The sequence below is a fragment of the Brevundimonas diminuta genome, from assembly GCF_022654015.1.
In the GTDB taxonomy this organism is placed as follows: Bacteria; Pseudomonadota; Alphaproteobacteria; order Caulobacterales; family Caulobacteraceae; genus Brevundimonas; species Brevundimonas diminuta_C.
Genome location: NZ_CP073063.1, coordinates 2,642,509 through 2,667,624 on the forward strand (window position 1 = coordinate 2,642,509; position 25,116 = coordinate 2,667,624).

The 25,116-nt window shown below is 65.4% G+C and carries 31 protein-coding genes; 17 read left to right on the top strand and 14 right to left on the bottom strand.

The features are described from left to right. Positions 1-17: 17 nt before the first annotated feature. On the bottom strand, positions 18-1,166 hold the full coding sequence (gene cydB, locus KAK88_RS13175) for a cytochrome d ubiquinol oxidase subunit II (RefSeq protein ID WP_242076957.1): 1,149 nt from the start codon (positions 1,164-1,166) through the stop codon (positions 18-20). Between the two features lie 24 nt (positions 1,167-1,190). Continuing rightward, positions 1,191-2,771 (bottom strand): cytochrome ubiquinol oxidase subunit I, encoded by a 1,581-nt coding sequence (locus tag KAK88_RS13180; RefSeq protein WP_242078604.1) that lies wholly within the window; start codon positions 2,769-2,771, stop codon positions 1,191-1,193. Positions 2,772-2,967: 196 nt separating this feature from the next. On the opposite strand from KAK88_RS13180, the gene cydD reads away from it, so the two are divergent. Further along, positions 2,968-4,572, top strand: coding sequence for a thiol reductant ABC exporter subunit CydD (gene cydD / locus KAK88_RS13185; RefSeq protein WP_242076958.1), 1,605 nt, complete (start codon positions 2,968-2,970; stop codon positions 4,570-4,572). Continuing rightward, positions 4,569-6,215, top strand: a complete 1,647-nt coding sequence (locus KAK88_RS13190; protein ID WP_242076959.1) for an amino acid ABC transporter ATP-binding/permease protein — start codon at positions 4,569-4,571, stop codon at positions 6,213-6,215. The genes cydD and KAK88_RS13190 overlap by 4 nt, the downstream gene beginning before the upstream one ends. Here KAK88_RS13190 and KAK88_RS13195 read toward each other — a convergent pair. After that, positions 6,212-6,826 (bottom strand): helix-turn-helix domain-containing protein, encoded by a 615-nt coding sequence (locus KAK88_RS13195; RefSeq protein ID WP_242076960.1) that lies wholly within the window; start codon positions 6,824-6,826, stop codon positions 6,212-6,214. The two genes, KAK88_RS13190 and KAK88_RS13195, sit on opposite strands and share 4 nt — an antisense overlap. Before the next feature lie 478 nt (positions 6,827-7,304). On the opposite strand from KAK88_RS13195, the gene KAK88_RS13200 reads away from it, so the two are divergent. Genes KAK88_RS13200 through KAK88_RS13210 form a run of 3 tightly spaced genes read left to right on the top strand, consistent with a single transcriptional unit; the run spans position 7,305 to position 8,696 of the window. Then, positions 7,305-7,541: a hypothetical protein gene (locus tag KAK88_RS13200; RefSeq protein WP_242076961.1), complete on the top strand. Its 237-nt coding sequence runs from the start codon at positions 7,305-7,307 to the stop codon at positions 7,539-7,541. Between the two features lies 1 nt (position 7,542). Beyond that, the gene (locus KAK88_RS13205; protein WP_242076962.1) at positions 7,543-7,989 is read left to right on the top strand and encodes a hypothetical protein; all 447 of its coding nucleotides are present in this window, start codon (positions 7,543-7,545) and stop codon (positions 7,987-7,989) included. Continuing rightward, positions 7,989-8,696, top strand: a complete 708-nt coding sequence (locus tag KAK88_RS13210; RefSeq protein ID WP_242076963.1) for an SOS response-associated peptidase — start codon at positions 7,989-7,991, stop codon at positions 8,694-8,696. The genes KAK88_RS13205 and KAK88_RS13210 overlap by 1 nt, the downstream gene beginning before the upstream one ends. A 26-nt stretch (positions 8,697-8,722) precedes the next feature. On the opposite strand, the gene KAK88_RS13215 is transcribed toward KAK88_RS13210, so the two are convergent. Continuing rightward, positions 8,723-9,163 (bottom strand): DUF1810 domain-containing protein, encoded by a 441-nt coding sequence (locus KAK88_RS13215; protein WP_242076964.1) that lies wholly within the window; start codon positions 9,161-9,163, stop codon positions 8,723-8,725. Beyond that, positions 9,160-9,498: a hypothetical protein gene (locus KAK88_RS13220; RefSeq protein WP_242076965.1), complete on the bottom strand. Its 339-nt coding sequence runs from the start codon at positions 9,496-9,498 to the stop codon at positions 9,160-9,162. The genes KAK88_RS13215 and KAK88_RS13220 overlap by 4 nt, the downstream gene beginning before the upstream one ends. Positions 9,499-9,637: 139 nt before the next feature. On the opposite strand from KAK88_RS13220, the gene KAK88_RS13225 reads away from it, so the two are divergent. Both KAK88_RS13225 and KAK88_RS13230 read left to right on the top strand, forming a co-directional pair. Further along, positions 9,638-10,393 carry an ImuA family protein gene (locus KAK88_RS13225; protein ID WP_242076966.1) on the top strand — a complete coding sequence of 252 codons (756 nt, stop codon included), beginning with the start codon at positions 9,638-9,640 and terminating at the stop codon, positions 10,391-10,393. Next, on the top strand, positions 10,308-11,825 hold the full coding sequence (locus KAK88_RS13230) for a DNA polymerase Y family protein (protein WP_242076967.1): 1,518 nt from the start codon (positions 10,308-10,310) through the stop codon (positions 11,823-11,825). The genes KAK88_RS13225 and KAK88_RS13230 overlap by 86 nt, the downstream gene beginning before the upstream one ends. Positions 11,826-12,023: 198 nt before the next feature. Here KAK88_RS13230 and KAK88_RS13235 read toward each other — a convergent pair whose 3' ends face one another. Further along, positions 12,024-12,305 (bottom strand): SemiSWEET family sugar transporter, encoded by a 282-nt coding sequence (locus KAK88_RS13235; RefSeq protein ID WP_242076968.1) that lies wholly within the window; start codon positions 12,303-12,305, stop codon positions 12,024-12,026. 206 nt (positions 12,306-12,511) lie between these two features. On the opposite strand from KAK88_RS13235, the gene KAK88_RS13240 reads away from it, so the two are divergent. The 5 genes from KAK88_RS13240 to KAK88_RS13260 all read left to right on the top strand — a co-directional run bounded on the left by KAK88_RS13240 (position 12,512) and on the right by KAK88_RS13260 (position 15,220). Further along, a complete protein-coding gene (locus KAK88_RS13240; protein WP_242076969.1) occupies positions 12,512-13,657 on the top strand; it encodes a DUF3182 family protein in 1,146 nt (381 codons plus the stop codon). After that, positions 13,654-14,412 carry an alpha/beta hydrolase family protein gene (locus KAK88_RS13245; protein WP_242076970.1) on the top strand — a complete coding sequence of 253 codons (759 nt, stop codon included), beginning with the start codon at positions 13,654-13,656 and terminating at the stop codon, positions 14,410-14,412. The genes KAK88_RS13240 and KAK88_RS13245 overlap by 4 nt, the downstream gene beginning before the upstream one ends. A 129-nt stretch (positions 14,413-14,541) precedes the next feature. Then, complete coding sequence (locus KAK88_RS13250) at positions 14,542-14,805, top strand: DUF2171 domain-containing protein (RefSeq protein ID WP_091752197.1); 264 nt, start codon at positions 14,542-14,544, stop codon at positions 14,803-14,805. A 5-nt stretch (positions 14,806-14,810) separates the two neighbouring features. After that, positions 14,811-15,020: a hypothetical protein gene (locus tag KAK88_RS13255; RefSeq protein ID WP_242076971.1), complete on the top strand. Its 210-nt coding sequence runs from the start codon at positions 14,811-14,813 to the stop codon at positions 15,018-15,020. After that, positions 15,017-15,220, top strand: coding sequence for a helix-hairpin-helix domain-containing protein (locus KAK88_RS13260; RefSeq protein WP_242076972.1), 204 nt, complete (start codon positions 15,017-15,019; stop codon positions 15,218-15,220). The genes KAK88_RS13255 and KAK88_RS13260 overlap by 4 nt, the downstream gene beginning before the upstream one ends. Positions 15,221-15,360: 140 nt before the next feature. Here KAK88_RS13260 and KAK88_RS13265 read toward each other — a convergent pair whose 3' ends face one another. From KAK88_RS13265 to KAK88_RS13295, 7 genes are read right to left on the bottom strand one after another with little or no spacing between them, the layout of a single operon-like run. Then, complete coding sequence (locus tag KAK88_RS13265; protein ID WP_242076973.1) at positions 15,361-16,215, bottom strand: glycosyltransferase family 2 protein; 855 nt, start codon at positions 16,213-16,215, stop codon at positions 15,361-15,363. Continuing rightward, positions 16,212-16,793 (bottom strand): class I SAM-dependent DNA methyltransferase, encoded by a 582-nt coding sequence (locus tag KAK88_RS13270; protein ID WP_242076974.1) that lies wholly within the window; start codon positions 16,791-16,793, stop codon positions 16,212-16,214. Before KAK88_RS13270 ends, KAK88_RS13265 begins: the two co-directional genes overlap by 4 nt. Then, complete coding sequence (locus KAK88_RS13275) at positions 16,786-17,493, bottom strand: PIG-L deacetylase family protein (RefSeq protein ID WP_242076975.1); 708 nt, start codon at positions 17,491-17,493, stop codon at positions 16,786-16,788. The genes KAK88_RS13270 and KAK88_RS13275 overlap by 8 nt, the downstream gene beginning before the upstream one ends. Then, the gene (locus KAK88_RS13280; RefSeq protein WP_242076976.1) at positions 17,487-18,584 is read right to left on the bottom strand and encodes an acyl-CoA dehydrogenase family protein; all 1,098 of its coding nucleotides are present in this window, start codon (positions 18,582-18,584) and stop codon (positions 17,487-17,489) included. Before KAK88_RS13280 ends, KAK88_RS13275 begins: the two co-directional genes overlap by 7 nt. Further along, entirely contained in the window at positions 18,581-19,612 is a 1,032-nt protein-coding gene (locus tag KAK88_RS13285) for a glycosyltransferase (RefSeq protein ID WP_242076977.1), read from the bottom strand. The genes KAK88_RS13280 and KAK88_RS13285 overlap by 4 nt, the downstream gene beginning before the upstream one ends. Further along, positions 19,609-20,499, bottom strand: a complete 891-nt coding sequence (locus KAK88_RS13290; RefSeq protein ID WP_242076978.1) for a glycosyltransferase family 2 protein — start codon at positions 20,497-20,499, stop codon at positions 19,609-19,611. The genes KAK88_RS13285 and KAK88_RS13290 overlap by 4 nt, the downstream gene beginning before the upstream one ends. 59 nt (positions 20,500-20,558) lie before the next feature. Next, positions 20,559-21,686 (bottom strand): glycosyltransferase, encoded by a 1,128-nt coding sequence (locus KAK88_RS13295; RefSeq protein WP_242076979.1) that lies wholly within the window; start codon positions 21,684-21,686, stop codon positions 20,559-20,561. 245 nt (positions 21,687-21,931) lie between these two features. Between KAK88_RS13295 and KAK88_RS13300 the strand changes: the two genes are divergently transcribed. Both KAK88_RS13300 and KAK88_RS13305 read left to right on the top strand, forming a co-directional pair. Then, positions 21,932-22,231 carry a hypothetical protein gene (locus tag KAK88_RS13300; protein WP_242076980.1) on the top strand — a complete coding sequence of 100 codons (300 nt, stop codon included), beginning with the start codon at positions 21,932-21,934 and terminating at the stop codon, positions 22,229-22,231. Between the two features lie 82 nt (positions 22,232-22,313). Continuing rightward, positions 22,314-23,078 (top strand): Crp/Fnr family transcriptional regulator, encoded by a 765-nt coding sequence (locus KAK88_RS13305; protein ID WP_431307190.1) that lies wholly within the window; start codon positions 22,314-22,316, stop codon positions 23,076-23,078. A 58-nt stretch (positions 23,079-23,136) separates the two neighbouring features. On the opposite strand, the gene KAK88_RS13310 is transcribed toward KAK88_RS13305, so the two are convergent. Further along, positions 23,137-23,895 (bottom strand): Crp/Fnr family transcriptional regulator, encoded by a 759-nt coding sequence (locus tag KAK88_RS13310; protein ID WP_242076982.1) that lies wholly within the window; start codon positions 23,893-23,895, stop codon positions 23,137-23,139. Between the two features lie 111 nt (positions 23,896-24,006). Here KAK88_RS13310 and KAK88_RS13315 point away from each other — a divergent pair, with 111 nt between their 5' ends. From KAK88_RS13315 to KAK88_RS13325, 3 genes are read left to right on the top strand one after another with little or no spacing between them, the layout of a single operon-like run. Then, positions 24,007-24,249 (top strand): hypothetical protein, encoded by a 243-nt coding sequence (locus KAK88_RS13315; protein WP_242076983.1) that lies wholly within the window; start codon positions 24,007-24,009, stop codon positions 24,247-24,249. Continuing rightward, positions 24,246-24,851: a cysteine hydrolase family protein gene (locus KAK88_RS13320; protein WP_242076984.1), complete on the top strand. Its 606-nt coding sequence runs from the start codon at positions 24,246-24,248 to the stop codon at positions 24,849-24,851. Before KAK88_RS13315 ends, KAK88_RS13320 begins: the two co-directional genes overlap by 4 nt. Then, on the top strand, positions 24,848-25,114 hold the full coding sequence (locus tag KAK88_RS13325) for a hypothetical protein (protein ID WP_242076985.1): 267 nt from the start codon (positions 24,848-24,850) through the stop codon (positions 25,112-25,114). Before KAK88_RS13320 ends, KAK88_RS13325 begins: the two co-directional genes overlap by 4 nt. Positions 25,115-25,116: the final 2 nt, after the last annotated feature.

The window sequence follows — 25,116 nt, forward strand, 5'->3', positions numbered from 1 at the left end:
TTCTGTGCTCCTAAGGGTCAGTACAGCTCGGGATTGGTCTTAAGGGCGGCGGTCGAGGTCCGGCCCCAAAGCACGCGATAGACCCAGGCGGTGTAGAGCAGCACCAGAGGCAGGAAGATCAGCGTGCAAATCAGCATGATGAATAGGGTCAGATGGCTGGATGACGCGTTCCAAACTGTCAGGCTGGACTGCGGATTGACCGAACTGGGCAGGATGAACGGGAACATCGACAAGCCAACGGTGGAGATGATGCCCACCGCCGACAGTGACGATCCTCCGAACGCCAGAGGCGCGGACCGCCGCCACATCCCGATCAGGCCGACCAGCGCGCCCACAAAGCCAAGGACGGGTGCGATCAGCATCCACGGATAGCGGCCGTAGTTGTCCAGCCAGGCGCCGGGCGCGGCCTGGACCGTCGTGCGCAGCGGATTGGAGAAGCCGTTGACGTCCAGGGCGCCGGTGATCCGGTAGCCTAGGCCGCCGTAAGCGACGTACAGTCCGCCGACCGCGAACAGGATCAGGGCCAGAACAGCGGCGACCGTGCCGAACAATCGCGCCCGCTCCATAACAGGGCCGGCCTCGGCCTTGACCGACAGCCAGGCCGCGCCGTGCAGCACCAGCATGGCTGCCGACAACAGGCCGGCGATCAGGCTGAAAGGGGTGAACAGGCCGAGCAGCGTGCCGTCGTAGAAGGACCGCAGGTCGCCATCCAGATGGAAGGGCGCGCCCAACAGGACGTTGCCCACCGCCACCCCGAACACCAGGGCCGGGACGAAGCCGCCGATGAACAGGCACCAGTCCCAGAACGACCTCCAACGCGGCGACGCCCGCTTCGAGCGATATTTGAACGACACCGGCCGCAGAATCAGCGCGGACAGCACCAGGAACATGGCCAGGTAGAAGCCCGAGAAGCTGACGGCGTAGACGAACGGCCAGGCGGCGAAGATGGCGCCGCCGCCCAGGATGAACCACACCTGGTTGCCTTCCCAGGTGGCGCCGACGGTGTTGATCACCATGCGGCGCTCCTCGTCGGTCTTGGCGACGAAGGGCAGAAGGGCGCCGACGCCCAGGTCGAAACCGTCGGTCAGGGCGAAGGCGATCAGAAGCACGCCCAGCAGCCCCCACCAGATCATGCGAAGCGTGGCGAAGTCGAGGGGAAGATCCATGGTCGGATGTCCTAAGGTCTTGGGTCAGGCCACGGCGGGCGCGGGAACGCGCTCGGTCGGCGCTTCGGGGCTGGGTTCGCCGAACGTCTCCTGTTCGTGGAACGGCCCCTTCTTGATGGCGAACAGCATCAGTCGCACCTCGACCACCGCCAAGGCGCCATACAGCAGGGTGAAGCCGACGATCGTGGCCCACAGCTGCGGCACGGTCAGGGACGAGGCGCCCAGGAAGGTGGGCAGCACGCCCTCCACCGCCCAGGGCTGGCGACCGAACTCGGCCAGGATCCACCCGAACTCGATGGCGATCCACGGCAGCGGAATAGCCAGGACGGCCAGGCGCAGGAACCACTTCGTCTGATGCTTGCGCAGAGTGCACAGCACGAAGGCCGTGCCGAACATGGCGATCATGAACATCCCGACGCCCGCCATGATGCGGAAACTCCAGAACAGGGCCGGCACGTTCGGCACCGTCTCCCACGCCGTCTGCTTGATCAGTTCGGGCGAGGCCAGGCGCGGATCGGCGACGTGGCGCTTCAGCAGCAGGCCATAACCGAGGTCGCGGCGATGGGTCTCGAACACGCCCCGCGCGACAGGATCGGCTGGGTTCGCCTTGACCTTCTCAAGCGCGTCATAGGCGATGACACCGGATTCGATGCGGTCCTCGGCCGTGGCGACCAGTTCGAAGATGCCTTCGACCGGCTTGTCGATGGTGCGGGTGGCGATCAGCCCCATGATCCACGGCACGTGGACGCCGTAATGGGTCTCGCGATCCTTCATCGACGGAATGCCGATCAGGGTCAGACCCGCCGGCGCGGGTTCGGTGCGCCACATGGCCTCCAGCGCGGCCAGCTTCATTTTCTGGTTATCGGTCAGGGCGTAGCCGGACTGGTCCCCCAGCACGACGACCGACAAGGACGAGGCCAGGCCGAAGGCCGCCGCCACCGTCATCGATCGCTTGGCGAAGCCGACGTGCTTGCCGCGCAGCAGATAGAAGGCCGAGACGCCCAGCACGAAGACCGAGGCGCAGACATAGCCGGCCGAAACGGTGTGGACGAACTTGGCCTGGGCCACCGGGTTGAACACCACGGCCATGAAGTCCGTGACCTCCATCCGCATGGTGTCGGGATTGAAGGCGGCGCCGACCGGGTTCTGCATCCAGCCGTTGGCGATCAGGATCCACAGAGCCGACAGATTGGTGCCCAGCGCGACCATGAAGGTGACGAACAGATGGGCGTGCGGCTTCAGCTTGTTCCAGCCGAAAAACATCAGTCCGACGAAGGTCGCCTCCAGGAAGAAGGCCATCAGCCCTTCGATGGCCAGCGGCGCGCCGAAGATGTCGCCGACATAGTGGCTGTAGTAGCTCCAGTTCATGCCGAACTGGAACTCCATGGTGATGCCGGTCGCGACGCCCAGCACGAAGTTGATGCCGAAGCAGACGCCCCAGAACCGAGTGATCGTCCGCCAGATGGGTCGGCGGGTCATCACATAGATCGACTCCATGATGACCAGCATGAACGACAGCCCCAGCGTCAGGGGCACGAACAGGAAGTGGTAAAGGGCCGTCAGCGCAAACTGCAGCCGGGACAGGTCGACGACCGCGAGGTCGATCATGGCGTTGCTCCGAGGAATCGGTCTGCTGGACCGACGTTTCGTCGGCCGTAGGCGGTGCGCGGGACGCCCGCCTTGATCTCGATCAAAGCGGCGGCGAACGCCCGGCCCTATTGGACGCTTGGTCCTTGGACATTTCGTCCAACGACGTTTCGCTCAGTGGCGCGCGGCCTGCGCCGAGCGCTGGAGTCCGCTGATGAGCGCCGTGCCAATCGTCCCTGTCTCTGCGGCCGCCTGGCTAAATCAGATCGGTCGTCCATGGAGGCGACTGGCTCTGCTGACCGGCGTCCTGACCATTGCAGACGTCGCGCCTGCGATCGGCTTCGCGGCGGGGCTGGCTTTGACGATCTCAAGCCTGACCGTATCTCCGGCCGCCGCCGCGTCGTGGCTGGCCCTGGCTGTGTTCAGTCTGATCGCGCGCGGCCTGATCGGCCAGGCCGCCGTGATCGTCGGCGCGAAGCTGGGTCGGGCGGTAAAGACCGACGTCCGAGGCCGCCTGCTGTCAGACCTGTTCGGGCGAGGACGGCGATCCAGCGTGCAGATGACGGCCTTGGTCGAAGGGGTCGGCGCGCTGGACGGCTACTATTCGCGATTTGCACCTTTGCGCCTCGCCGCAGGCGTTTCGCCGCTGCTGGTCATAGCCGCCGCCGCGATCGCCAGCCCGGTGTCGGCGGGCATCCTGCTGTTCACCCTCTTCCCCTTCATCGTCGGCATGGCCCTGGCGGGCACGGCTGCGGCGGGCGAAAGCCGTCGTCAGTTTCAGGCGCTTGAGCGGCTGTCCGGCCTGTTCATCGACCGTATCCGCACCCTGCCCGCCATTCTCGCCTTCGACGCCGTGGGCCGCACCACCGTCCAGATCGCCCAGGTCTCGGACGAGCTGGAGCGCCGCACCGCCCGCGTCATGCGCATCGCTTTCCTGTCGTCGGGCGTGCTGGAGTTCTTCTCGGCCCTGTCGGTCGCGCTGATCGCCGTCTATTGCGGCTTCAACCTGTTGCGGCTGCTGCCCTTCCCGGTTCCCGAGACCATGGACCTGTCGCGCGCCTTCTTCGTTCTAGCCCTGGCGCCCGAAGTCTATGCGCCGCTGCGCCGTCTGGCGGCCGCCTATCATGATCGCCAGGCCGCTGAGGCCGCAGCGCCATCCCTGATCACGCCAGACCGGCGCCCGGCCCAGCACGCCCCTCTCGGCGACCTTGCGCCCGCCATCCATTTCCGCAACGTCGCCATCGCCTATGAAGGCTCGGCGCCGATCATCGATGGGTTTGACCTCGACATTTCGGCGGGTCAGATCGTGGCGGTGACGGGTGCCAGCGGCGCGGGCAAGTCCAGTCTTCTGCATCTCCTGCTCGGCCTCGCGCCCCTGACGCGAGGTGAGGTCGAGGTGGGCGGCGCGCGGCTCAGCCAATGCGGCGACATCGCCGGACGCGTCGCCTGGGCCAGCCAACACCCGATCGTGACGCCTGGAACCCTGGCCGAGAACATCGCCCTCGCGGATCGCACGGCCTGCCCCGGTCGCATCGCCCTGGCGGCGCGCACGGCGGGCCTGTCCGGCGATCTGGATCGCCTCATCGACGAGCGCGGCGGCGGACTGTCGGGCGGCGAGCGCCGTCGACTGGGCCTGGCCCGCGCCATCTTGAAGCGGGCGCCGCTTTTGGTGCTGGACGAACCGACCGCCAATCTGGACCCGGTCTCCGAACGCGCCATGCTCGACGTCATCCGTCAGGCCGCGCGAGGGCGCACCACCCTGATCGCCACCCACGCCCCAGCCGTCGCCGCGCTGGCCGATCGCGTGGTGACGCTATGAGCGTCCCGTCGCGCATCACCGGCCTGATCGCCGCGCAAACTCAGGCCCAGCGCGCCCGCCTGCGGCTCGCGGAGGCGGCGGGCGCTGTCGTCTCGGTGGCGGCCGTCTGCCTATTGGGGCTATCGGGCTGGTTCATCACGGGCGGGGCCTTTGCGGGCCTGGCGGGCGCGGCGGCCGCCCAGAGCTTCAACTATATGATGCCCAGCGCCATTATCCGCCTGCTGGCCATCCTTCGCACTGGCGGGCGCTATGTCGAGCGCGTCGCGGGCCACGAGGCCGCCTTGAAGGCGCTCGCCCGCCTGCGCCCGCAGGTGTTCGACGCCATCGCCACAGGCCCGGCCGAGCGCGCCTTGAACCTTTCGTCCGGCGAGGTCTCCGCCCGCTTGGTTCAGGACGTGGATGCGGTTCAGACCCTCTTCGTGCGCCGCTCGGCGCCCTGGAGCCTGGGCGCCGGCGCCGTGTCCGCCATTCTGCTGGCCAGCCTCGCCTCCCCTTTCGCCGGCGCGGCCCTGCTCGGCGCCATGGTCGCAGCCGTCGGTGGCGGCGTTCTGATCGCTCGCCGCCTCGCCGATCCTGCCGGCCGAGCGGTGCAGACTGGCGCCGGCGCGCTGAAGGATCGCTTCGCCGCGCTGGAGGCCGCCTCGCCGGAGCTCAAGGCCTACGGTCTGGATGACTGGGCGTGCGCGCAGGTCGCGCAGGTCGCCGCCGATCACGACACCGCGCAGATCGCCCTGACCCGCTCGGGCGGCTGGATGGCCGTGTGGCAGGCGGCGGCCAGCGCCCTCGCGGTCGGCGTCGTCATTCCCGCCGCATCTTCCGCCGACCTGCCGCTGATCGCGCTCGCAGCCCTGGCGGCGGTGATGGGCGTCGAATCCGTCGGCGGGCTGGTCGTGGCCCTGCACCAGAACGGCGCCGCCGCCCAGGCCCTGTCTCGCCTGGACGCCGCCATGCCCACGGCGCCCGCCCGTGACGGCCAATCGGCCAGCGGCATGACGCCTGACCTCTCAGGCGTCGGTTCCGAGCTGACGCCGCCCTGCCGCCTCGGCGTCTTCGGTCCCTCCGGCGCGGGCAAGACGACGCTGATCGAACGCCTGATCGGGCTGCGGACGCCCCAGGCCGGCGAGATGCGGCTCGGCGGAATAGACGCCCTCGACATCGCACCGCAGGATCGGCGCCGGCTGTTCGCCTATGCGGCGCAGGATGTCCGTCTGCTGAACGGATCCGTGCGCCAGAACCTGTTGCTTGCAGGACCTGCCGACGATGCGGCCCTCTGGGCGGCGCTGGACGACGCCGCGCTGGGCGAACGGCTCCGCGCCGAACCGCTGGGTCTGGACGCCCCCGTCGGACCGAACGGAGAGCGGCTATCCGGCGGAGAACGACGGCGTCTCGGCCTGGCGCGCGCCTATCTGCGCGATGCACCCTGGCTGGTGCTTGACGAACCGACGGAAGGCCTGGACGCCGCGACGGAGGCCGAAATCCTGGGCCGCCTTCAGAACCGCCTGGTCGCGCGGGGGCAAGGCCTGATCTTGGTCAGCCACCGGGCGTCGCCGATGGCGCTCTGCGACCGCTCCATCCGGGTCGAAGGGCTGGGCAGCGACGGACATCTTCGTCTGACCTGCCTTCCGGATGATTTGGCCGCCTAGGATGCGCCGTTCGCCATGTCTTTCAGGCGGTCAGGGCGCTCGATCCGCAAGTCGTGCAGAGAGACGGCATGGATGACGCCGCTGGTCTTCAACTTGGTCAGCTCGCGACTGACGGTCTCGATCGTCAGTCCGAGATAGTCCGCGATCTCGGATCGGGTCATCGGCAGTCGCACGGCGTTGTCGCCAGCGGGGCGTAAGGGATCGCGCGAAAGCATGGTCACCAGAAAGCTGGCCACGCGTTCACGCGCGGTCTTGCGACCAAGCAGCAGCATTTGATCCTGCGCCACCGTCAGCTCATACATCGCCCGGCTCAGCAGGGCCGCTTCCAGACTGGGCCGCTCTCGCGCCAGGGCGCGATATTCCGAGGCCCGGAAGCGACAGACGGTCGTGTCCTCAATCGCCTCAGCAGAGAAGGCGTAGGTCGTCCCCGCCGTCAGTCCAATGAAATCCCCGGCGAACAGGAAACCGGTGATCTGGCGGCGACCATCGTTCAGCAGCTTGTAAATCCGGACCGCGCCCGATGTGATGTTGAAAACGTTCACGACCGGTTCGGCCTCATTGGCCAGGACGTCGCCGCCCGCCAGCGTCACGCGTTCTGCGATTGAATCCAATCGCCCAAGATCGACCTCCGACAACGCGTCGCAGACGCTGAACGCGCGCGCGCCACAGCCTGAGCAGACCGAACTGGTGGGCCGGTCGGCACAGGGCGTCGGAAGCGCGCGAACTTTCAACATGCTCCCTGTCTAGCACTCCTTAAGCACGAGCGAAGCGGTCTAATTCGACGGGCTAGTTGAGAGTGCTTCAGCATTTGCGTCACTCAAAGAGGAACAGCGACAAGTTGCTGATGCGAGACAGACCTCCTGATCTGCCGGCATCGATCAGATGGGTGCTAGTCCTCGGCCCGCTGCGATCGGGTAGGCCCTTGCCGCAAACCGGCCTTTCTCAAAGTCCCCAACGAGTCAAGGCCAGGCGTAGCTGGAGCGCTCACGCCTGACCTTGTTGGCGATGGCGCTCGAACGCGGTCTTTGCGCGTTCGCGACTCCACATTCGTCGGCCTGCGTGTCAGGTTTCGGCTGGGAGGACCGACTGATGGCGACACGCAAGACCCTCATCAGATCGCGCGCTGGCGTTCGCCTTCAACGCATCGAGCATTCGGCTCGGCAGCAGATAGTCCAGTCGTCCTGGCGGCTTTCAACCCTACGCCAGAACCAACCACGCTCATTTGCCGATGAGACGGAAGCGGAGGACGCCTTTGACATGGAGGTCATCGCTTCGCTGACTGATCCCATCATCATGGACATGCAGCGTCGCGGACTGATCGACTGACATGGCGGCCAAGCTGAAGGTCTTCACTTGGTCCGACGGCTTCCATGCCTTCACCGTCGCCACAAGCTCGCGACCCAAGGCTTTGGAAGCCTGGGGCTCCAAGCAGGATCTTTTCGCTACGGGCCTGGCCAGCCAGCTTTCCGGCGGACCGGATTACGAGGCCGCCCTGGCCTCTCCTGGCGAGGTCGTCGAGCGCGGGCTTGCGATCGATGTCGGCAAGATCGGCAAGGCGAAACCCGCCAAACCTCGGGGACCATCCAAGGCGAAGGCCGCCAAAATTGAAAAGCTGCAGGCGGCGCTGGCCGATCTGGATGAACGCCATCAGGCGGTAAGGACTGATTTCGAAGAACAACAGGCCACGCTGAATCAGGCGCGCCAAGAGGCAGAGGTGACCTATGAGGCGGAGCGCAAATCCCTGGCTGCGGCTCTGAAAAAGGCCAAAGCCTGATGTGCAACCTGTACCGCCAGCGCTCCGGCCCCCAGGCCATACTGGACGCGGCTAATGCCATGCGGTCGACCGTCGGAAACCTCGCGCCAGGCGACGTCTATCCCGACTATCCCGCGCCGATCGTGCGCTGGGAGGGCGCAGAGCGCATTCTGGCTTCGGCGCGCTGGGGCATGCCGTCATCCCAGAAGATGATCTTTGACAATGCAACGAAGCGCGCCGACAAGCTGCGCGCAAAAGGCGGCGAGGTCGATTTTCAGAAGATTCTCGAGTTCGAACCCGACAGCGGCACGACCAACGTCCGCAACACCAGTTCCGGCCATTGGCGCCCACATCTGTCGCCGGCATCTCGATGCCTGGTGCCTTTCACAGCCTTCAGCGAACCGGGCCGTGACGCGGCCGGAAAATACCAACCCGTCTGGTTCAAGCTTGCGGGAGACGAACCCAAGCCACTCGCCTTCTTCGCCGGCATCCACCTCCAAGCCCACATGAGCGTCCGCAGGATCAAGACCGGCATGGAGACGATCGATGTCTTCGCCTTTCTGACGACCGAGCCTAACGCCGAGGTCGGCGCGGTTCACCCCAAGGCCATGCCGGTGATCCTGACGCAGTCCGACGAGATCGAGGCCTGGATGACAGCACCGTGGGAAACGGCCAAGGCGCTTCAGCGACCGCTGCCCGACGGCGCTCTGTCAGTTATCGACTCCTGAACCGCGTAAAGCCTCCGATAGTTTGTCTAAAGACGGTCCGGTCCCTTCATCGCGCTCGCCACAAGTTCTGCGGTCAACGGATCAGGCGAAAGGCCCCAGCGTGCGAGCGCCGCGTCGAACACGCTCGGATCGGCCGCCACGGCGGCGAATAGCGTCATCGATGATCGGAATTTGAGATCGTCGGGCGATCCGAACAGCTGATGCAATGAGGTTGCCGGCGCCGTGGTCGCGCTCTGGGCGGCGCGGATGAGACGCGCCCCTAAAACGGGATGCAGCAGATAGGCGTGCGCCTCCGCGAGCGATCCGATCCCATAGAAGGCGGCTGTCGAAGACCGTCCCAGCGACCGGGCCTGGGGGAAGACGAACCACATCCAGTGGCTTGTCTTGCGACCCGCCGCCAGCTCGGCCATCGCCGTCTCGAACACAGGATCTTGAGCCACGACGAAACGGTCGAGTGCTGTTGTCATTCGCGCGTCTCGCCCAGACTGGCGAACCAGTCTGCATAAGGAGTGTTTCGCGCCATGTGTCGATTGAGATCCTGCGAACCGTCGGTCCACCACACCGGGCCCCGCTCGCCCAGTCCCACCTTGGCCCTGTCGACGCTGCGCCGCGCCGCGGCCAAAGCGTCCGCATCCTCAGCCGCCAGGGCCGTCCGCACCGCCCGGCGCGCCGACATCAGATCATGTACCAACTCGTCCCTCGCCTCCGCCGACAGAGCAGGATTGGAGCACCGCCACAGCCGGCCTCGCACCACGAAATACCGGCCGTCGGGGGTCGTGGGATATCGGAGGGGCTGCGTCATCGTCGGGACAACGCACAGCGAACCGGGATGGCGCCGCCCACAGGGCGATCCACAACGCCGCTGCGATCCGCCTTGACTCTCACACGCTCGAATAAGAACAAATGCGGAACATCCAGCTCGCATTCGGTTTCAGGAGAACATGTCCGCCGCCTCCCCATCCTTCCAGGCGCTCCGCGCGGAGATCGCACACATTGAGGCGGGTCGACGTCCGCCTGGCGGCGTGCTGCCGTTTGGCCTGGCCGCGCTAGATCGCCGGCTGCCCGCCGGCGGCTTGGCGCTCGGCGCGCTGCATGAGGTGGCTGGCGGCGGCGACGGGGCCATTCACGGGGCCGTTGCCGCCTTGTTTGCGGCCGGTGTGGCAGCGCGCACCCACGGGCCGGTGCTCTGGTGTGTGACCCGCCCGGACCTGTTCGCGCCGGCGCTGGAGCAGGCGGGGCTGTCTTCGAACCGAGTCATCTATGTGGAGGCCGGCGACGAGGCCGGATTGCTGGCCGCCTTCGAGGACGGCCTGCGTCACGGCGGCTTCGGCGCGGTCGTCGGCGAAGTGGCCCGCCTGTCCATGACGGCGTCCCGGCGGCTGCAGCTGGTCGCCGAGGACACCGGCTCTCTTGGTCTAGCCGTGCGACGATGGCGTCGTCAGGCCGAGGCGGCGGACTTCGGCCAGCCCACCGCCGCCGCCACCCGCTGGCGGGTCACCGCCCTGCCCTCCGCCCCCCTGCCCGTGCCCGGCGTCGGCCGCCCGCGCTGGTTTGTCGAACTGATCCGCTGCCGCGCCGGAGCCTGCGCGGATTTCGAACTGGAAGCCTGCGATGAGACGGGTCGTCTCGCTCTACCTCCCCACCTGGCCGACCGACCGGCTGCGACGCCGGCTTGGACCCGACGCGCCGTCGCCTGACACGCCGGTGGTCCTGGTCGGGCGCCAGGGCCGCAAACGCGTGGTGCTGGCCGCCGACCCCACCGCCCGCGCCCATCGTCTGCATCCCGGCATGGCCGCGACCCAGGCTCGGGCCCTGGTCGCCGATCTCGTCGTTCATCCCTTCGACCCCGCCGGGGATGCGGCCGCCCTGGACCAGCTCGCCCTCTGGGCGCTGCGCCGCTATGCGCCGATCGTCGCCGCCGACCCGCCGGACGGCCTGGTGCTCGACGTCACCGGGGCCGGTCACCGCTATGGCGGCGATGAGGGCCTGCTCGAGGATCTGATCGCCCAGACCGCCGCTGTTGGTCTGGACGCCCGAGCCGCCCTCGCTGACACCTGGGGCGCCGCGCATGCCTTGGCCCGCAACCTCGCCGAACCGACGATCATCGTCGCACGCGGGGGGCCTGCCGTCCGTCACCTGCCCTTGCGAGCCTTGCGCCTGCCCGCCGACATGGTCGATGGCTTGGGGCGTCTGGGGATCGACACCATTGGCGAGCTGGAAGCCAAGCCTCGCGCCCCATTGGCCCTGCGCTTCGGACCGGAGCTGATCCGTCGCCTGGATCAGGCCCACGGCCGCGCCCATGAGCCGATCAACCCGATCGACGCCCCGGAGTTGATCCAGGTCCGACGGGTCTTCGCCGAGCCGATCGGCGCGCCCGAGACCCTGGCCCGCTACACGCTCAAACTGGTCGAAGCCCTGAGCGAGGCGCTCGAGGCTCAAGGGCTTGGCGCGTCCCGGCTCGACCTGCGGTTTGAACGGATCGACAACCGGACTGAAGCCATCCGTGTCGGCCTTGCGCGCCCCGTCCGCGATGTCGCGCGGCTCACACGCCTGCTCTGCGACAAAATCGAAACCGTCGATCCTGGCCTCGGCGTGGAGGCCATGGTCCTGGCGGCGCCGGTCGTCCTGCCGCTGGACTGGTCGCCGAGCGCCGGTGATCTGGGCGGCCCCTCGACGCCGGACATCGGCGATCTCGTCGACCTGCTCGCCAATCGTCTCGGCCCGCAGAACCTGTATCGACTGGCCCCGGCGCAGAGCGACGTGCCCGAACGCTCGATCCGCAAACTCTCGCCGACCGCGCCGCCGGTGCCGGAAACCTGGACCCGTCGCTGGCCGCGCCCCTCAAGGCTGCTCGCACAACCCGAAGCCATCGAGGCCGTGGCGCTCCTGCCCGACCAGCCGCCGGTCGCCTTCAGCTGGCGCGGCGTTCGTCATCGCGTCAGGCGCGCTGACGGCCCTGAGCGGATCTTTGGTGAATGGTGGCGGCGCGACGGCGAACGCTATGCGGTGCGCGACTATTTCCAGCTGGAGGACGAGGCTGGTCACCGCTTCTGGGTCTTTCGACGCGGCGATGGCGAACAGTCTCAGACCGGCGATCTCAGCTGGTGGCTGCATGGGCTCTTCGGGTGACGCCTTTCGACCGGGGTCAATGTCAATCTCGAGCGGTCCGCGCTGTCTCGGAATTGCTGACCGAGCGTCCATGGCTGCCGCTTGTTGACCGGACAACTAGCACGTCTGCATGGCTCTCCTCAGCAACACCGGTTTGACTAGGCCACGTCTAATAAGCACGAGCAAGGCGAAGGATACGCGGTAGCCAGTCGATGCGACCTAATGCTTTTCAGGATCGCCATTGCGAAATCGCCACTTCATGATCAGGACGCAGGCCGCCATGACCAGGGCAAAACTGTTCGACACAGTCACCGGCCAGGCTCGGGTGATGACCCCATAGACCACCCAGAGGATGAAACAGGTGACAGTGAGCGAATAGGTCTTGAGACTGATCGAAGACGCATCGCGCTCTTTCCAAATCTTGAGGGCTTGGGGCGCAAAGCTCGTGATCGAGCAGACCGCAGCCGCTGTACCCACGATATTGGCTGTCAGATCGCTCATGGGTGGGCAACGACGCCCTCTGGGTCACCGTTCCTATGTGCGAAAACGCACCTCTTCAGTGGCGAGGCCGCGCGGGTATAGTGCCACGTCGCGGCATCGGCCTGCCGTCCCAATGACGACGCGCCGGATCGCGCAAAAAGAAAAGTTGGCGTGCTGAACCGTTGATCGCTCTTTGGGTTGACCCTTGGCAGGGAGCGCTGACCGCCATGACCATCGTCAATCCATCGGGCGTCGCCCCGATGCCTTCATTCACCAATGCGGCCGCGCTCGCCGGCATCGCGCTTTTCGATCCAGACGGACACAATCCAGGCAATCTGCATGATCAGGCCTCCAGAGAGATGCTTGTTTCTCGCCTAGCGCGCCTTCTGCGCCTCCCGGTCGTTGATGTCGTTGAAGATGCGGAAGACGTCGGACCCGACGTCTTGCTGGTGCCTCGCGACACCTTGGTCGGTGAAGACATGATCTCGCGCACGGTCTTCACCTCAAGCAATCTGTTGGGCGGCCGCGTGCCACACCGTTTCATCGCCACCAAGGCGATCACCCACGGCCTGATCGATCGGTCCGCGACCTGCCCGGCCGGCTGGTCCAACACCATGGCCGAACGTCTGGGGGATGCGGCTCTGGAAGGCTACACCGCCTTCTCTGTAGACGACGCAATCGAAGCTGGTCGACGCCTTCTCAAGACCGGGCCTGTCCGCGTCAAGGATGTCCTGGCCAAGGCAGGTCTGGGCCAGACGGTCGTCGAAACGCCCGGGGCGCTCGTCGCTGTCATCGCCGATCAAGACGAGGCGCAGATCGCCGCCTTCGGCGTCGTCCTTGAAGAAAACCTGCTCGGCGTCGAAACCTACAGCGTTGGAACCCTGTCGGTCGGCGGACTGCGCATCAGCTACGTTGGCGATCAACGGGAAACGACGGACCATAGGGGACGCGAGGTATACGGCGGTTCAAGACTGAGGTGCGTCAGGGGCGATCTCGATCGACTGACCCACCTCGGCTTGACCCCCGAGGCGGTTGAAGCGGTGCGTTGCGCCGCCGTGTTCGACGACGCCGCTCAGCGCGCCTATCCCGACTTGGTCCTGACCCGCCGGAACTACGATGTCCTCGCCGGCAAGGATGCGCGAGGGCGAAGGCGTGTAGGCGTGCTGGAGCAGTCGTGGCGGGTCGGCGGGGCGACGGGCGCGGAGATCGCCGCCCTCGAGGCGTTTGCCGCCTCGCCGGCGCTGACCTCCGTCGAAACCGCCACAGTCGAAGTGTACGGCCTCGCCGATGTCGGACTGGAGGATGTCGTCTATTTCCGGGGTGAGGACCCCAAGGTCGGGCCGATGACGAAATATGTGACGAGGACGGCGTGATTGAACCTGACGACGTCGAGGAAGGGCGGGTGCGACTGTCTGTCGACGGACAAAAGTTGACCGGCACGCTTCTGACGCCGGAAGCCCCCGTGCCGGGTTTTCTGTTTGTCCACGGCTGGGGCGGAGATCAGGAAGAGGACCTGGGCCTGGCTGAAGATCTCGCTCGACTGGGGTGCATCTGTTTCACCTTCGACCTTCGAGGCCATGCCGAAAGCGATGCAAATCGAGACGAGGTCACCCGGCAGAACGGGTTGGATGACGTCACCGCGGCCTATGACTATTTGGCGTCCCAGCAGCTGATCGATCCCAGTGCGATCGGCGTGATCGGCACTAGCTATGGAGGCTATTTGTCGGCTCTGTTGACGAGCATCCGAGACGTGCGTTGGTTGGCGCTGCGTGTTCCGGCCCTCTATCCGGACGAGCACTGGGAGGTCCCCAAGGCCAAGCTCGATAAGGACGCGGTGCGCGCCTATCGACAACAGCTGCGAACGCCGCAGGAAGACAAAGCGCTCTCGGCCTGCGCCGCGTTCGAGGGCGACGTCCTCATCGTACAGTCGGGCAAGGACGATCGCATTCCACCAGAAGTCATCGCCTCGTATCAGGCCGCCTTCAAGGACGCGAACTCGTTCAGCCACAGGATCATCGCCGAAGCGACCCATGCGATGCGCGATCCCGCCCATCAGCGGCTTTACGCCACTCTGCTCATGAACTGGGTCGAGGAAATGGTGCGGGCTAGCCGCCGGTCTTATCGGTGAGCCTCTCGTCAATGCTCAGCGCCCAGCGCAGCCGCACGTGCTGCAGCCGCATCACCCGCTACGCCACTTTGGTCTCTGGAACGCCACGCGTCGTGCCTCGTTGATGGCGTAGGTAAACGGAGACCTACCATGACCGACCTCTCGAACATCAAAGAGCATATGGAAGTGATCGGCGCTGACGGCGTCCATCTCGGCACCGTCGATAAGGTTGAAGGCGATCGCATCAAGCTCACCAAGGCCGACAGCGGATCGCACAGCGATCACCATCATTACCTTTCTGGCGGCCTTGTCGCCGAGGTCGAGGGCAATCAGGTGCGCCTGTCCGCAAACGCCGACAATGCCGCTCTCCTCGAGGAAGAAGAGGCCGGCGAAGCGATCGCAGACCTGAAATAGTGTCGGTGATCGAGGACAATGATGCTGTCGCCGCCCGGCTTTTGGCCATCCGCGAGCAGCTGACGACCGAAGTGTGGTCGACCGCAGTGGCCGCCGCGACATCCGGCGACCACGAGCGCATCCGTGATCTGGTGAAGTTGAAGGTGGATATCGAAGCCATCGACTTCGCCCTCGGACACCGGCCGGCCGGCACAGCTAACGAAGACGAGAGATGATCGACCTCAACACAGCCAGCGCCGACACGTTAGACGGAATTCAGATGTTGCGCGGCCATGGGTTTGAGATCGTTCGCTATCGTGAGGAAAGAGGTCGTTTCACCAGCCTTCGGCAGCTGGATGAGGTACCGGGTCTGAGCGGCAAGACTGATGGCGTTGAAGCGCACGTTTCGGTCAAAGCCACGAGCTCAACGACCTAGCCACCTTCGCAATAACGGCTCCACTGCGTGGCCGCCGCATGAACAAGATCGCTTTTCCTCTAGAGAAGTCGGACACCGAACTGCGTCGGCTAGTTGAGTTTCATAAGTACGGCGAGCCTGCGCTTTAAAAGACGGTAGTCCTAAAAGGGATTTGCAGGATCTTTTCGCGCGGCGGCGATTTCGGTCGGCGTAGGGTCGCGGTGGATCGTCAATCCCTCCGACGACAAATCGACTAGTCCGAGATCCGCCATCGCTCGCAGCCAACCGTCCATCGGCCAGATCGACCAGGCTGCGTGGAAGCGGTTGGCGTTGGCGATCAGGGCGCGGAAGTGCTGCAGGGGCGGATCATAGCCCTCATGGTGCTGGTGGAAGACCGGTGCGCCGCCGGCGAAGAGGAGCGGCAGGCCCTCTCGCGCGATGCGAAAACCCAGGTCCGTGTCTTCGGCGCCGTAGCCGACATAGGTCTCGTCGAACCCGCCGATGCGATGGAAGGTCGAGCGACGTAGCGCAAAAGCCAGAGACCAAAACAGGCCGGGATTGCGCTCCAGGCTTTCGCCTTCCTGCGGAAAGGGGCGCACGGGATGGGGCCGGCCGGCCGCTCTCAGATCGGTTTCCGACAGAGGGCCCGGCGGGACGGCTCCGGCGGGTAGATAGAACACCTCTGGACAGACGACGGCGTCAAACTCGGCGAGCAGGGCCTGCATACGGCCGCAAACTGACGACGACACGATGCAGTCCACGTCGAGAAACAGCAGGTTATCGCCTGAGGCCAAGGCGGCCGCCAGGTTTCGGGCGGCGGCCAGAGGCAAGGCGTCGCCCGCCAGACGTTCGATGCGAACGGGAAAGCTCAGTGGCGGCAGCGTCACCGGTGCATCGCTCATGTCGATGACGACCAGTTCGTCGGGCGGCGTGGCGCTGAGGGACAATCCCTCGACCAATCGGTCCAGATGGGCTTGCCGGTTACGAACCAGCGTGAGCGCGGACAGGGTGGTCATCGGCGGCTCCACAAATCTAGCCGATAGTTCGGATGCCGCTCGGCGAGATCCACTTTCATGACAGCCGACAATCCAAGCCAGAGGCGTTCCACGGCGTCGTCGGCGGTCTGGGGATAGTCGGTCTCGCCCGTCCAGTGCACCAGAAGGACGCGTCCGCCCTCGACCAGGCCATCGGCGATGCGTTGCGTCGCAAGGTCAAGATCGGCGTGGCTCCAGTAATAAGCCACTTCGGACAGGACGACGAGATCCAGCCCGTCCAGAGCCGGACAGTCCCGGGGGAAGGCCGCGGCCTCGAACCGGACGTTCGGCCGCCCCGACAGACGCTGGCGCGCTCGCTCCAGGGCAGTCGGGCTGACGTCGATCGCCAACAGATGATCGCAGACTGCGCTCAGCTGCTCGGTCAGGACGCCGCCCGCACAACCGACCTCGAGCGCAAAAGCCGCTCGCCGCGTCGACAGGGCGGCGATGGTGCGATCGAACTTGGCGGCCTCATAGGGGCTGGTGGCCAGATCCCATGGATCGGCGTCCCCGGCGAAGATGCTTTCGAAATAGGCGGCGGGAAGCGAGCGTTCAGCCATAGGCGTCGCGCCGATACAGGGTGTCCGAGGCCGCCCGCAGCCCCCTCTCCTTCTCAAGCCGGAAGCCTTGGCCGAATATCGGCGTCAACTGACTTTGATGGCTCGATAAGGCGTACGCTCTGAGGCCGGCCCTAAGAGGTCGCGTCGTGATCCGCAGTTTCGCCTTGGACGGAGCCGTCCCCCACACGACATAATCGAACACGGAGACCGGCCGGCGTGCTATACGGGCCGCGCGGCGCGCCAGCTGGGCCGCCGCCTGATGATCGCAATGGGGATCGTCTGGTCCAGTAACGGCGATCGCATCGACGCGCCGCTCACAGCAAAGGGCGGCCAGACGACGCGCGGTCGTCTCAAACATCGTGTTGCCAGGAGAAGCGGGCTGAGCATCGGGCCAATCCAGAAACACGGGCGGCACCGCTGCGGCCCCCGCCAACCGTCGAACGGCGCGTCCCGCCTCCAGGCGTCGGGACCGGATAAGCCTCGCACGGGACGCCACATCCGGATGGTCGTGCGAACCCGCACCGTCGGTGAGGATCACGACGCCCGCCAACCGCTTGGCCTCGGCCGCCTGATGGATCAAGGCTCCGGCGCCCAGCGTCTCGTCATCGGCATGCGGGGCGATGACCAGCCACCGCGCGGATCGCCAGGGCGAACGCTCCAGCGCCAGGGTCGCCAGCCGGCCGGTTTTCTCGCTCACCATAGGGCGTCGCCCTCGCCCCAAAGATCGCGATCCAGCCAAGTCTTGGCCGCATGGTCCTTCGCATAGTCGGGTCCGGCCTGCCGAAGATAGAGGCTGAGATCACGGGTGATCTTGTCGATGCGCTCGCCGTCGAAGGCGCTGCGCGTCCCGACCGACCGCGCCGCCAGTTCCATGACATCGAGGGCGCTGCGTTCGACGACGCCGCGCGTGGCGCGGGCGAAATCCCCGGCGTCCGGCGCTTCGGACGCCGCGCGGATCGCGGCTTCGCGGACCCAGAGCCAGGCCGTCCGCGTCGCAACGACCGCATCGGCAAAGCGCGCGCGGTGGATGGGATCGGCGCGCGCGGCGTCGGACAGCGCGTCACGCATCGCCATGACCAGGCCTTCGACGCCGCCCAACTGCACCGCCGTGAACCGCCACGCCCCGGCCGTGAAACGCGGTTCACGATCATAGTCTCCGGGACGTCCCAGCCGCTGATCGTTATCGACCGTCAACCCGGTCACCTCATAGCGCCCGCTGGTCGTCGCGCGCATGCCGCGGACGCGCCATCCGCTTAGATCGGCCCTGTCGGGTTCGTTCGCCGGCACGACGATCAACTGGCGTTCGCCCTGTTCCGGCTGGGCGGTGATGATTGCATACTCCAATCCGCCCGCGCCGGTCGCGAACATCTTGGCCCCCTGCAGCCGATCGCCGACCAGACGAACGCCGGGCGGCGGTTCCGTCGCCCAGACGCCGAACCAGCCGCCCTGCGCCAGAACCTTCCCCAACCAAGCCTTCTGGGCCGGGTCCGCGTACCAGCCGAACAGCGCCAACGCGTTGACATGTCCTTCGAACAGTCGGCCGACGCTCAGATCCGACCGTCCCACGCTGCGTAGAGCGTTCATCAAGGCCAAGGCCTTGTGGAGTGGATCGTCATAGGCCGTTCCGCCGCTTTGGACCGGAGCGAACCGTTGACCCCAACCCTCCGAGGCGAGCAGCGTCATACTCTCGGCGGGATATCGCGGCGCGGCGTCGTAGCGCGCACCCAGCGCCGCCAACCTGACCTCAAGTTCCAGAGGCGATGACGCGGTCGGCGTTGCCAGAGCTGTCATCGGCGTGCCTCAAGCTCTGATGCGAGATCGACAAGCCAGGGTCCGGCGGCGCCGAGTCCCTGCCCGCTGATCTGCTGCCGATCAGCGGGCGACAGTGCGAGTGCTGACTGAAGGATGCCCGGCCATTCGTGAGCGTGCGGCCACTGCGCAAGAACGACGGCGGAGCCCAAATCCGCCAACCGTTCGGCCTTCGCGATCTGCTCATTATAGGCGCGAGGCTCGGGGAGACAGACGAAGGGCTTGTCGGCCGAAACCACCGCATTCAGCAGGCCGTCTCCCGCGCCTCCGACGATGATCTCGGCCATTTCGATCTCGTCGCCGATGGTGTCGATCCAGCCCGCCAGCTTTAGGTTCGGCGGCATGACCGGTGGAGGTTCGATCGGCCCAACACCGGTCCACAAGCGATCGGGCGTTGCCTCTGCAGCTAACGCCAACGTAGCGCCATCCAGCGATTCGCCGCCTCGCCCATGAACGACCAGGACGCCTGATCCACGCTTCGGTCCCGAATAGCGCCGGGGGGCGAAGTAATGCGTCTTGTCGCGCACCTCTCTGGCCCCCATTCCATCGAGCCGCTCATGAAACGGCGCAAGCAAGGCTTCCGCGCCCCGGAAGGCTTCCAGATGCGCCGGATCCGATCGATCGCCCGCGAGGCGGACATAGACGACAGGCGTCGCACACAGCCGGGCCAGCATCGCCATCTCGACCGACACATCGATCACCATCAGGGCCGGCTTGGCGTTGCTGATCCATTGGGCGAACCGAGCGGTCCGCGCCTGGACACCCGCATGGTGATAGGGGGCGTAATGCAGCGCCTGAGGCCGGACAGGCGCTTCATCCTGGCCGGAGAAGCGGTCTCCCTTATCGGGCCTGTCATCCTCCAGATCCACGCAGGCGATGTCTCCTGTTCGCCCCTTCAGTCCCGTTCCGAGCAGGACAAAGCGCTCGGGCGCGGCGGCGGCGATTTCCAGTGCGCGCTGGCGGTGGCCGTCGCCCTGGTGATGGACATAGTATCCAATCGGAGCCCTCACGCCGCGGCTCTCGCAATGCCGTCGGCCCAACTTCGCAAATCCATGTCGAGCGGCATGGCGGGCAGCCGGGTTTCCAAAGCCGGCAGACGTCTTGCGCTCGCCGCGTCGTGACGCTGATCCCGACGCCAACTCGCCCGCTGTCGCCAATGCGAAAAGTCCGGCGCCATGATTGGACCGCCGTTCCGCGCTTGATCGAACAAGCGGATCATATCCTCCGCCATCCCCCCGACGGCGCGGCCCGTGGTGCGTGCCGACACTCGGGTCCAAACCGCCAAAGGATGAACAAGCCTGGCCCCCTGCGCTTGAGCGGCGATCACAAGCGCCAGATCCTCGCCAGCCGGCTGTTCCGGCACGCCGCCGGCTGACAGATAGGCCACCGCGGTGATGGCGAGGCTGGCTCCTGTGTGATCGCCATGCCGAGGTGCCGGATCATGCGGCGAAGGGTCGATCTCGTCCTCGATCGCGCGAACTTCATGCCAGTACGCGTCCCATAGTCGACGCAGAACCGCGACATCCGATGAGATCGATTCCGCCTCATCGAGCACCAGCCGTCCACCCACCAAATCCGCTCCCGACGCGATGGCTGCAAGATTGGCGGACAGCCAGTTCGGCGGCGGTCGCGTGTCGGCGTCCGTTGAGATCAAAACGCCATTGGATCGATCTCCGAGATGCTCGAGACCGATGGACATGGCCGCACGCCGCGCCGCGCCGGCATGCGCGCGATGGTCTGGGAAGGTCTGCAAATCGACGACGATGTCCAGTCGATCCTTCCACCGATCGGCCGCTGCCTGCGCCTGGGGGAGCGAACCGTCCGTGGAGTTATTGATGCAGAGCGCGACCGAAATCCTGCCTGGAAGATCCTGCGCGGCCAGGGCGGCCAGAAGCACAGGAAGACGCCGTTCCTCATTCCGCACGGGCACGCAAACGCAGAAGGCAGGTTCGCCCGTCATGCGATCAGCCGATCTTCCAGCGCGTCATTGGCCTGCATCTGTCCCGCCGCAGCCGCTTGGATCATCTCGCCATAGAGTTCTTCATAGGCGGTGATCATCCGGCGCACATCGCAGGCCGCCTCGGCGCGGGCGCGGCTGGCCGACCGAGACAGGCCGACCGCCCGGGCGATTGCGCGCGCCAGATCCGGCACATCGTCCGGGCGCGCCAGGGCGCCGCAGTCGGGTGTCAGAATCTCGGGAATGGCGCCCCGCGCGAAGGCGGCGACTGGCGTTCCGCAAGCCAGCGCTTCGGCCACCACCAGTCCATAGGGTTCGTCCCAGCGCGGCGTGCAGACGAAGGCGGCCGCCTGCCCGATCTCCTTCGACAGCGTTTCGTGGTCGAGATGACCAAGATAGGTGGTTTCGCGCGTCAATCTCGGAGCGATCTCGGCATCGAAATAGGCTTGATCGAGGATCGGGCCCGCGAACCGCAGGGCGATACTCGCCAATGTCGCCGCGTCCAGCGCCAGATGCAGACCCTTTTCGGGCACGATCCGCCCATACCAGATCAAATGCCTAGGGTCGTCGTGACGCGCACGCCACGGAAAGCGCTCCAGATCGATTCCGTTCAGAATCACCTGATCGATCGGCCGCACCCGACTCCATTGTTCACGCATCGCCTCCGACACGCCGACGAACCGTGCGGACGGCGCGCTCGCTTCGCGGATACCGCTTTCCAGCCAGCAAAACGGCGGCGTGTGGAGGGTGGTGACCATCGGCATGGGCAAGGTCTCGGCCATCGACACCGGCAGATAGTGCAGGCTGTTGTTGTGGATGACGTCGAACGAACTGCGACGAAGCCGGCTCATCAATGACAGATAGGCGTGATGCTCTCGGAAGAAGGCGACGTCGCCCGCCTCCGCAGTTCCGACCTTGGCGATTTCCGTCTGGTCGCAGATCGCCTCCAGGCCTAACTCGGGGTCGGAGAGGGTCGCGGCAAAAAGAGTGACGTCATGGCCCTTCAGCCGCAGTTGGCGACAGAGCAGATGCGTATGCATCTCCAGCCCGCCGGCGAAGGGTTCTGCGATCGGATATTTGAGATGTGCGATGACGCCGATGCGCATCCGTACCGCCGTGATCGACAACCCGATCCCCCTCGGATCGGTCCATGGCGTAACGCCTGTAGAGCAAAGCTACGCCGCGGTTATTCGTTCCTGTGTGCGAAAATGGTCTCAGGCAGATGGGAGGCGTTCGGCCTTTGGAGCCAGCAGAACCAAGCGCATTTGGTTGAGATGATCCGATGCAATCGCGCGAGTGCTGCGGAGAGCGGTCAGCCTTGGAGCGATAAACTACGCAGCGCGTTCAGTGGACTAGCTGAAAGGACCCAACCATGACCAACCTTGTCGCCTCCACATTTGCAACACGTAGAGACGCCGAGCTCGTGGTCGAACGGCTCGTCCAAACCCATGGCATGGAACGAGAAGCAATTCAGGTCGCCCCTGAAGGCGAGGTGAACACGGTTGGAGACAGGCCTTCGGGCGGAGACGTCGAAGGCGGCAGCCCCAGCGTCGGCTCTCGGTCGGACGTGCCGGTCGCCGGGCGTGTCAAAGTCGTCGTGTCTGCAGAAACCGATGACGAGGAACAGGCGATACGCGCCGCATTCGTCGAATTCGGCGCCAAGGACGGATGACCCACATGCGAGCCGGCCATCGGCTGCGTCGCTTTGATCCTATGACGAGGGCTGAAGCGTCCCGGCGACCCTGTTCGCAAGGATGACGTCCGTGGAAGCGCTCATCGACGTCAAACTTCACCGCCTCGGCGACCTCTCGAACGACGATCGCGGACGACTTGCAGGACTCCTGGCTGGACGCCGTCGCGCCGCAGCAGGCGAGGCCTTGGTGGAAGAGGGCAGTCGACCAACATTCAGTACGCTGCTGCTCTCGGGATTTGTCGGCCGAGTTTCGACCTTGGCGGACGGCGGTCGTCAGATCACAGCGATAAACCTACCTGGGGACTTCATCGATCTGCATGGTTTTCTTCTCAAGACGATGGATCACAGCCTTGTTGCCTTGTCTGACGTCACCGTCGCGGTTTTCCAGCACGCCGACTTGAAGCGTGTAACCGAACACGCCCCTCGTCTTGCGCGAGCGCTTTGGCTTGAAACGCTGATTGATGCGGCCATCCACCGACAGTGGCTGGTGGCGCTGGGGCGCAGGGACGGAGTGACGCGGCTGGGTCAGCTGATTTGTGAACTCTACCTTCGTTTGGAAGCCGTCGCCCTCGCCCAAGACCACACCTTCGAATGCCCCCTGACCCAATCGGACCTGGCGGATATATTGGGCATGTCGAGCGTTCATGTGAACCGCTCGCTCAAAGTCCTTCGCGACACAGGCTTGGTGCGATGGCGGAATGGTCGGGTGTCGATCGATGACTGGACGGCGCTGACCGAGCGCGTCGCCTTCGACGCGTCCTATCTCGATCTGAAGCTGTCTAGGTCCTCAAGCGGCGCGCCGATCGCGAGACGGCGGACGGCCTAAATCTATCCAAAGCTCACTAGAACGCGGCCGCTGCGCCTCCATCTCCGCGCCTGCGGCGTCAAACGCTCGCGATCCGGTTGGGACCGGACACATAGCGCCTGACGGGCAACCCAGCGATACGGCGAAGCCGATCAACATCGACCAGGGAAATCGTCTGGTCGGACCGTTTGATCAGATTCAGGCGATCCATCTCGCGAAGGGTTCTGTTCACATGCACCGGCGTGATCCCGATCAGGTCGCCGAGATCGCGCTGGGTCAAAGGCATATGGAACATGCCGCCCGGCGCATCGCCGCGATCGGACAATCGATCGAACAGATTGGTCAGCGTGGCGGCGATGCGAACGTGTGCGGGCGCCTGACCAACCACCGCCAGACTTTCCATCAACGCGACACGCTCTTTCTGCGCGCTCAGAAAAAGCGAAAGCGCAATCCGCGGATAGGCCTCAAATGTCGCTATCAGCCTCGACCTCGATATCGCGTGCACAGCGATGGGCGTCATGGCGGTCAGGCAGTCGACCGTTGTCGTCAGGCACAGGCTCGGCGCTCCCAAGAGATCGCCCGGAAGATGGACCTTCACGATCTGCTGCTTGCCCGATGCGAGCGCGATGGACGATGCCACCCAGCCGTGGGTCAGCAGATAGAGATGCGAAGGTTCAGCCGCCTCATGACGCAACACGTGGTGGCGAGGCCAATGCTGGACCGGCTCGAGAAGCCCGGCCAGCGCCGAGCGCTCGCGAGACGACAGGGAGGCGAATTCTCCCAACCGGCCCGGCGCATCGGATAACGAATCGATTGGGGGCGGCAGGTCCTCATCCATGCCCCGCGTTCCCCCAAACTCGGCATGCCTGCACTAACCCATGTAAAGGGCTGTCCGACGCCCCGTCGAGCGGGCGGTTGATGGGCTGGGAGCCTGTCCAAAATCGCACCTATGAAACTCAGCGAACGAACCAGAATTGGTTGTCTTTTGATCCGGCGAGAAGGCGACATGACCCGACACACGCCACCCAGGAATGAGATTGATCATACGCGCGGCTTGGCGCAGGGCGGTCTGGGCGGCCCCGAGGACGAAATAGTCGACGCGGGACAGGAGGAGGTCTTCTCCCGCACCGAAGTTGAGCAAGGCGAGACCGAACACCACCGGGGCGAAGAGACGCCGGGGCTCAGGCCGTGACACACGGACTGAAGACGCGCATTCCGGAAACAGCGGCGCACCTTTGCATCGACATGCAGCGCATGTTCGTGGAAGGGACCGAGTGGCATACGCCCTGGGCAGCCAAAACGCTTCCGGCCATCGAGACGCTATGCGCTGCAAGGCCTGAAAAGCTGTGGTTCACCCGATTCATCCCCGCCGCGACGCCCGACGACGCATCGGGCGCCTGGCGCGACTACTGGCGGCGTTGGTCGACCATGACGAAGAACGCGCTCGATCCGGCGCTGTTGGATCTGGCGCTTCCGCTTCAGCGGTTCGTCCCGCCCGCGCAAATCATCGACAAGACGGTCTATTCAGCCTGGTCAGGCACACATCTCCACGCGGCGCTTAGGGATCGGGGTGTCCATACGCTTATCGTGACGGGGGCGGAAACTGACGTCTGCGTCCTCTCAACCGTGCTTGGAGCCATCGATCTCGGCTATCGCATTGTGGTGGTCAGCGATGGGGTCTGCAGTTCGGCTGATCAGCCTCACGATCACCTTCTGGCGCTCTACAGCGACCGCTTCAGCTTGCAGGTCGAAACTGCCGAATGTCGAGAGGTGTTGGAGGCCTGGGTCGCATGACCATCCATCCTCCCGTTCTGCGCTATCAGCTGCGCTACCGCGATGGCGGAGAGCCGGAAACCTTGATTGCAAACGACATGGCTGACGCCATGACGCAGGCTTCCCAGCGCGCGAAAGCGATGGGGCAGGCTGTCGCCCTGTGGCGCGATGGTCGGTGGGTCGCCGATGTCGATGCAGCCCCATCGCCCCTCTCGTCAGACTTGATCGCAAAGCTCGTCCATGCCGGCATCTATGTGTTCGGCGCAAGGTTCCGAGACCGGTAGTG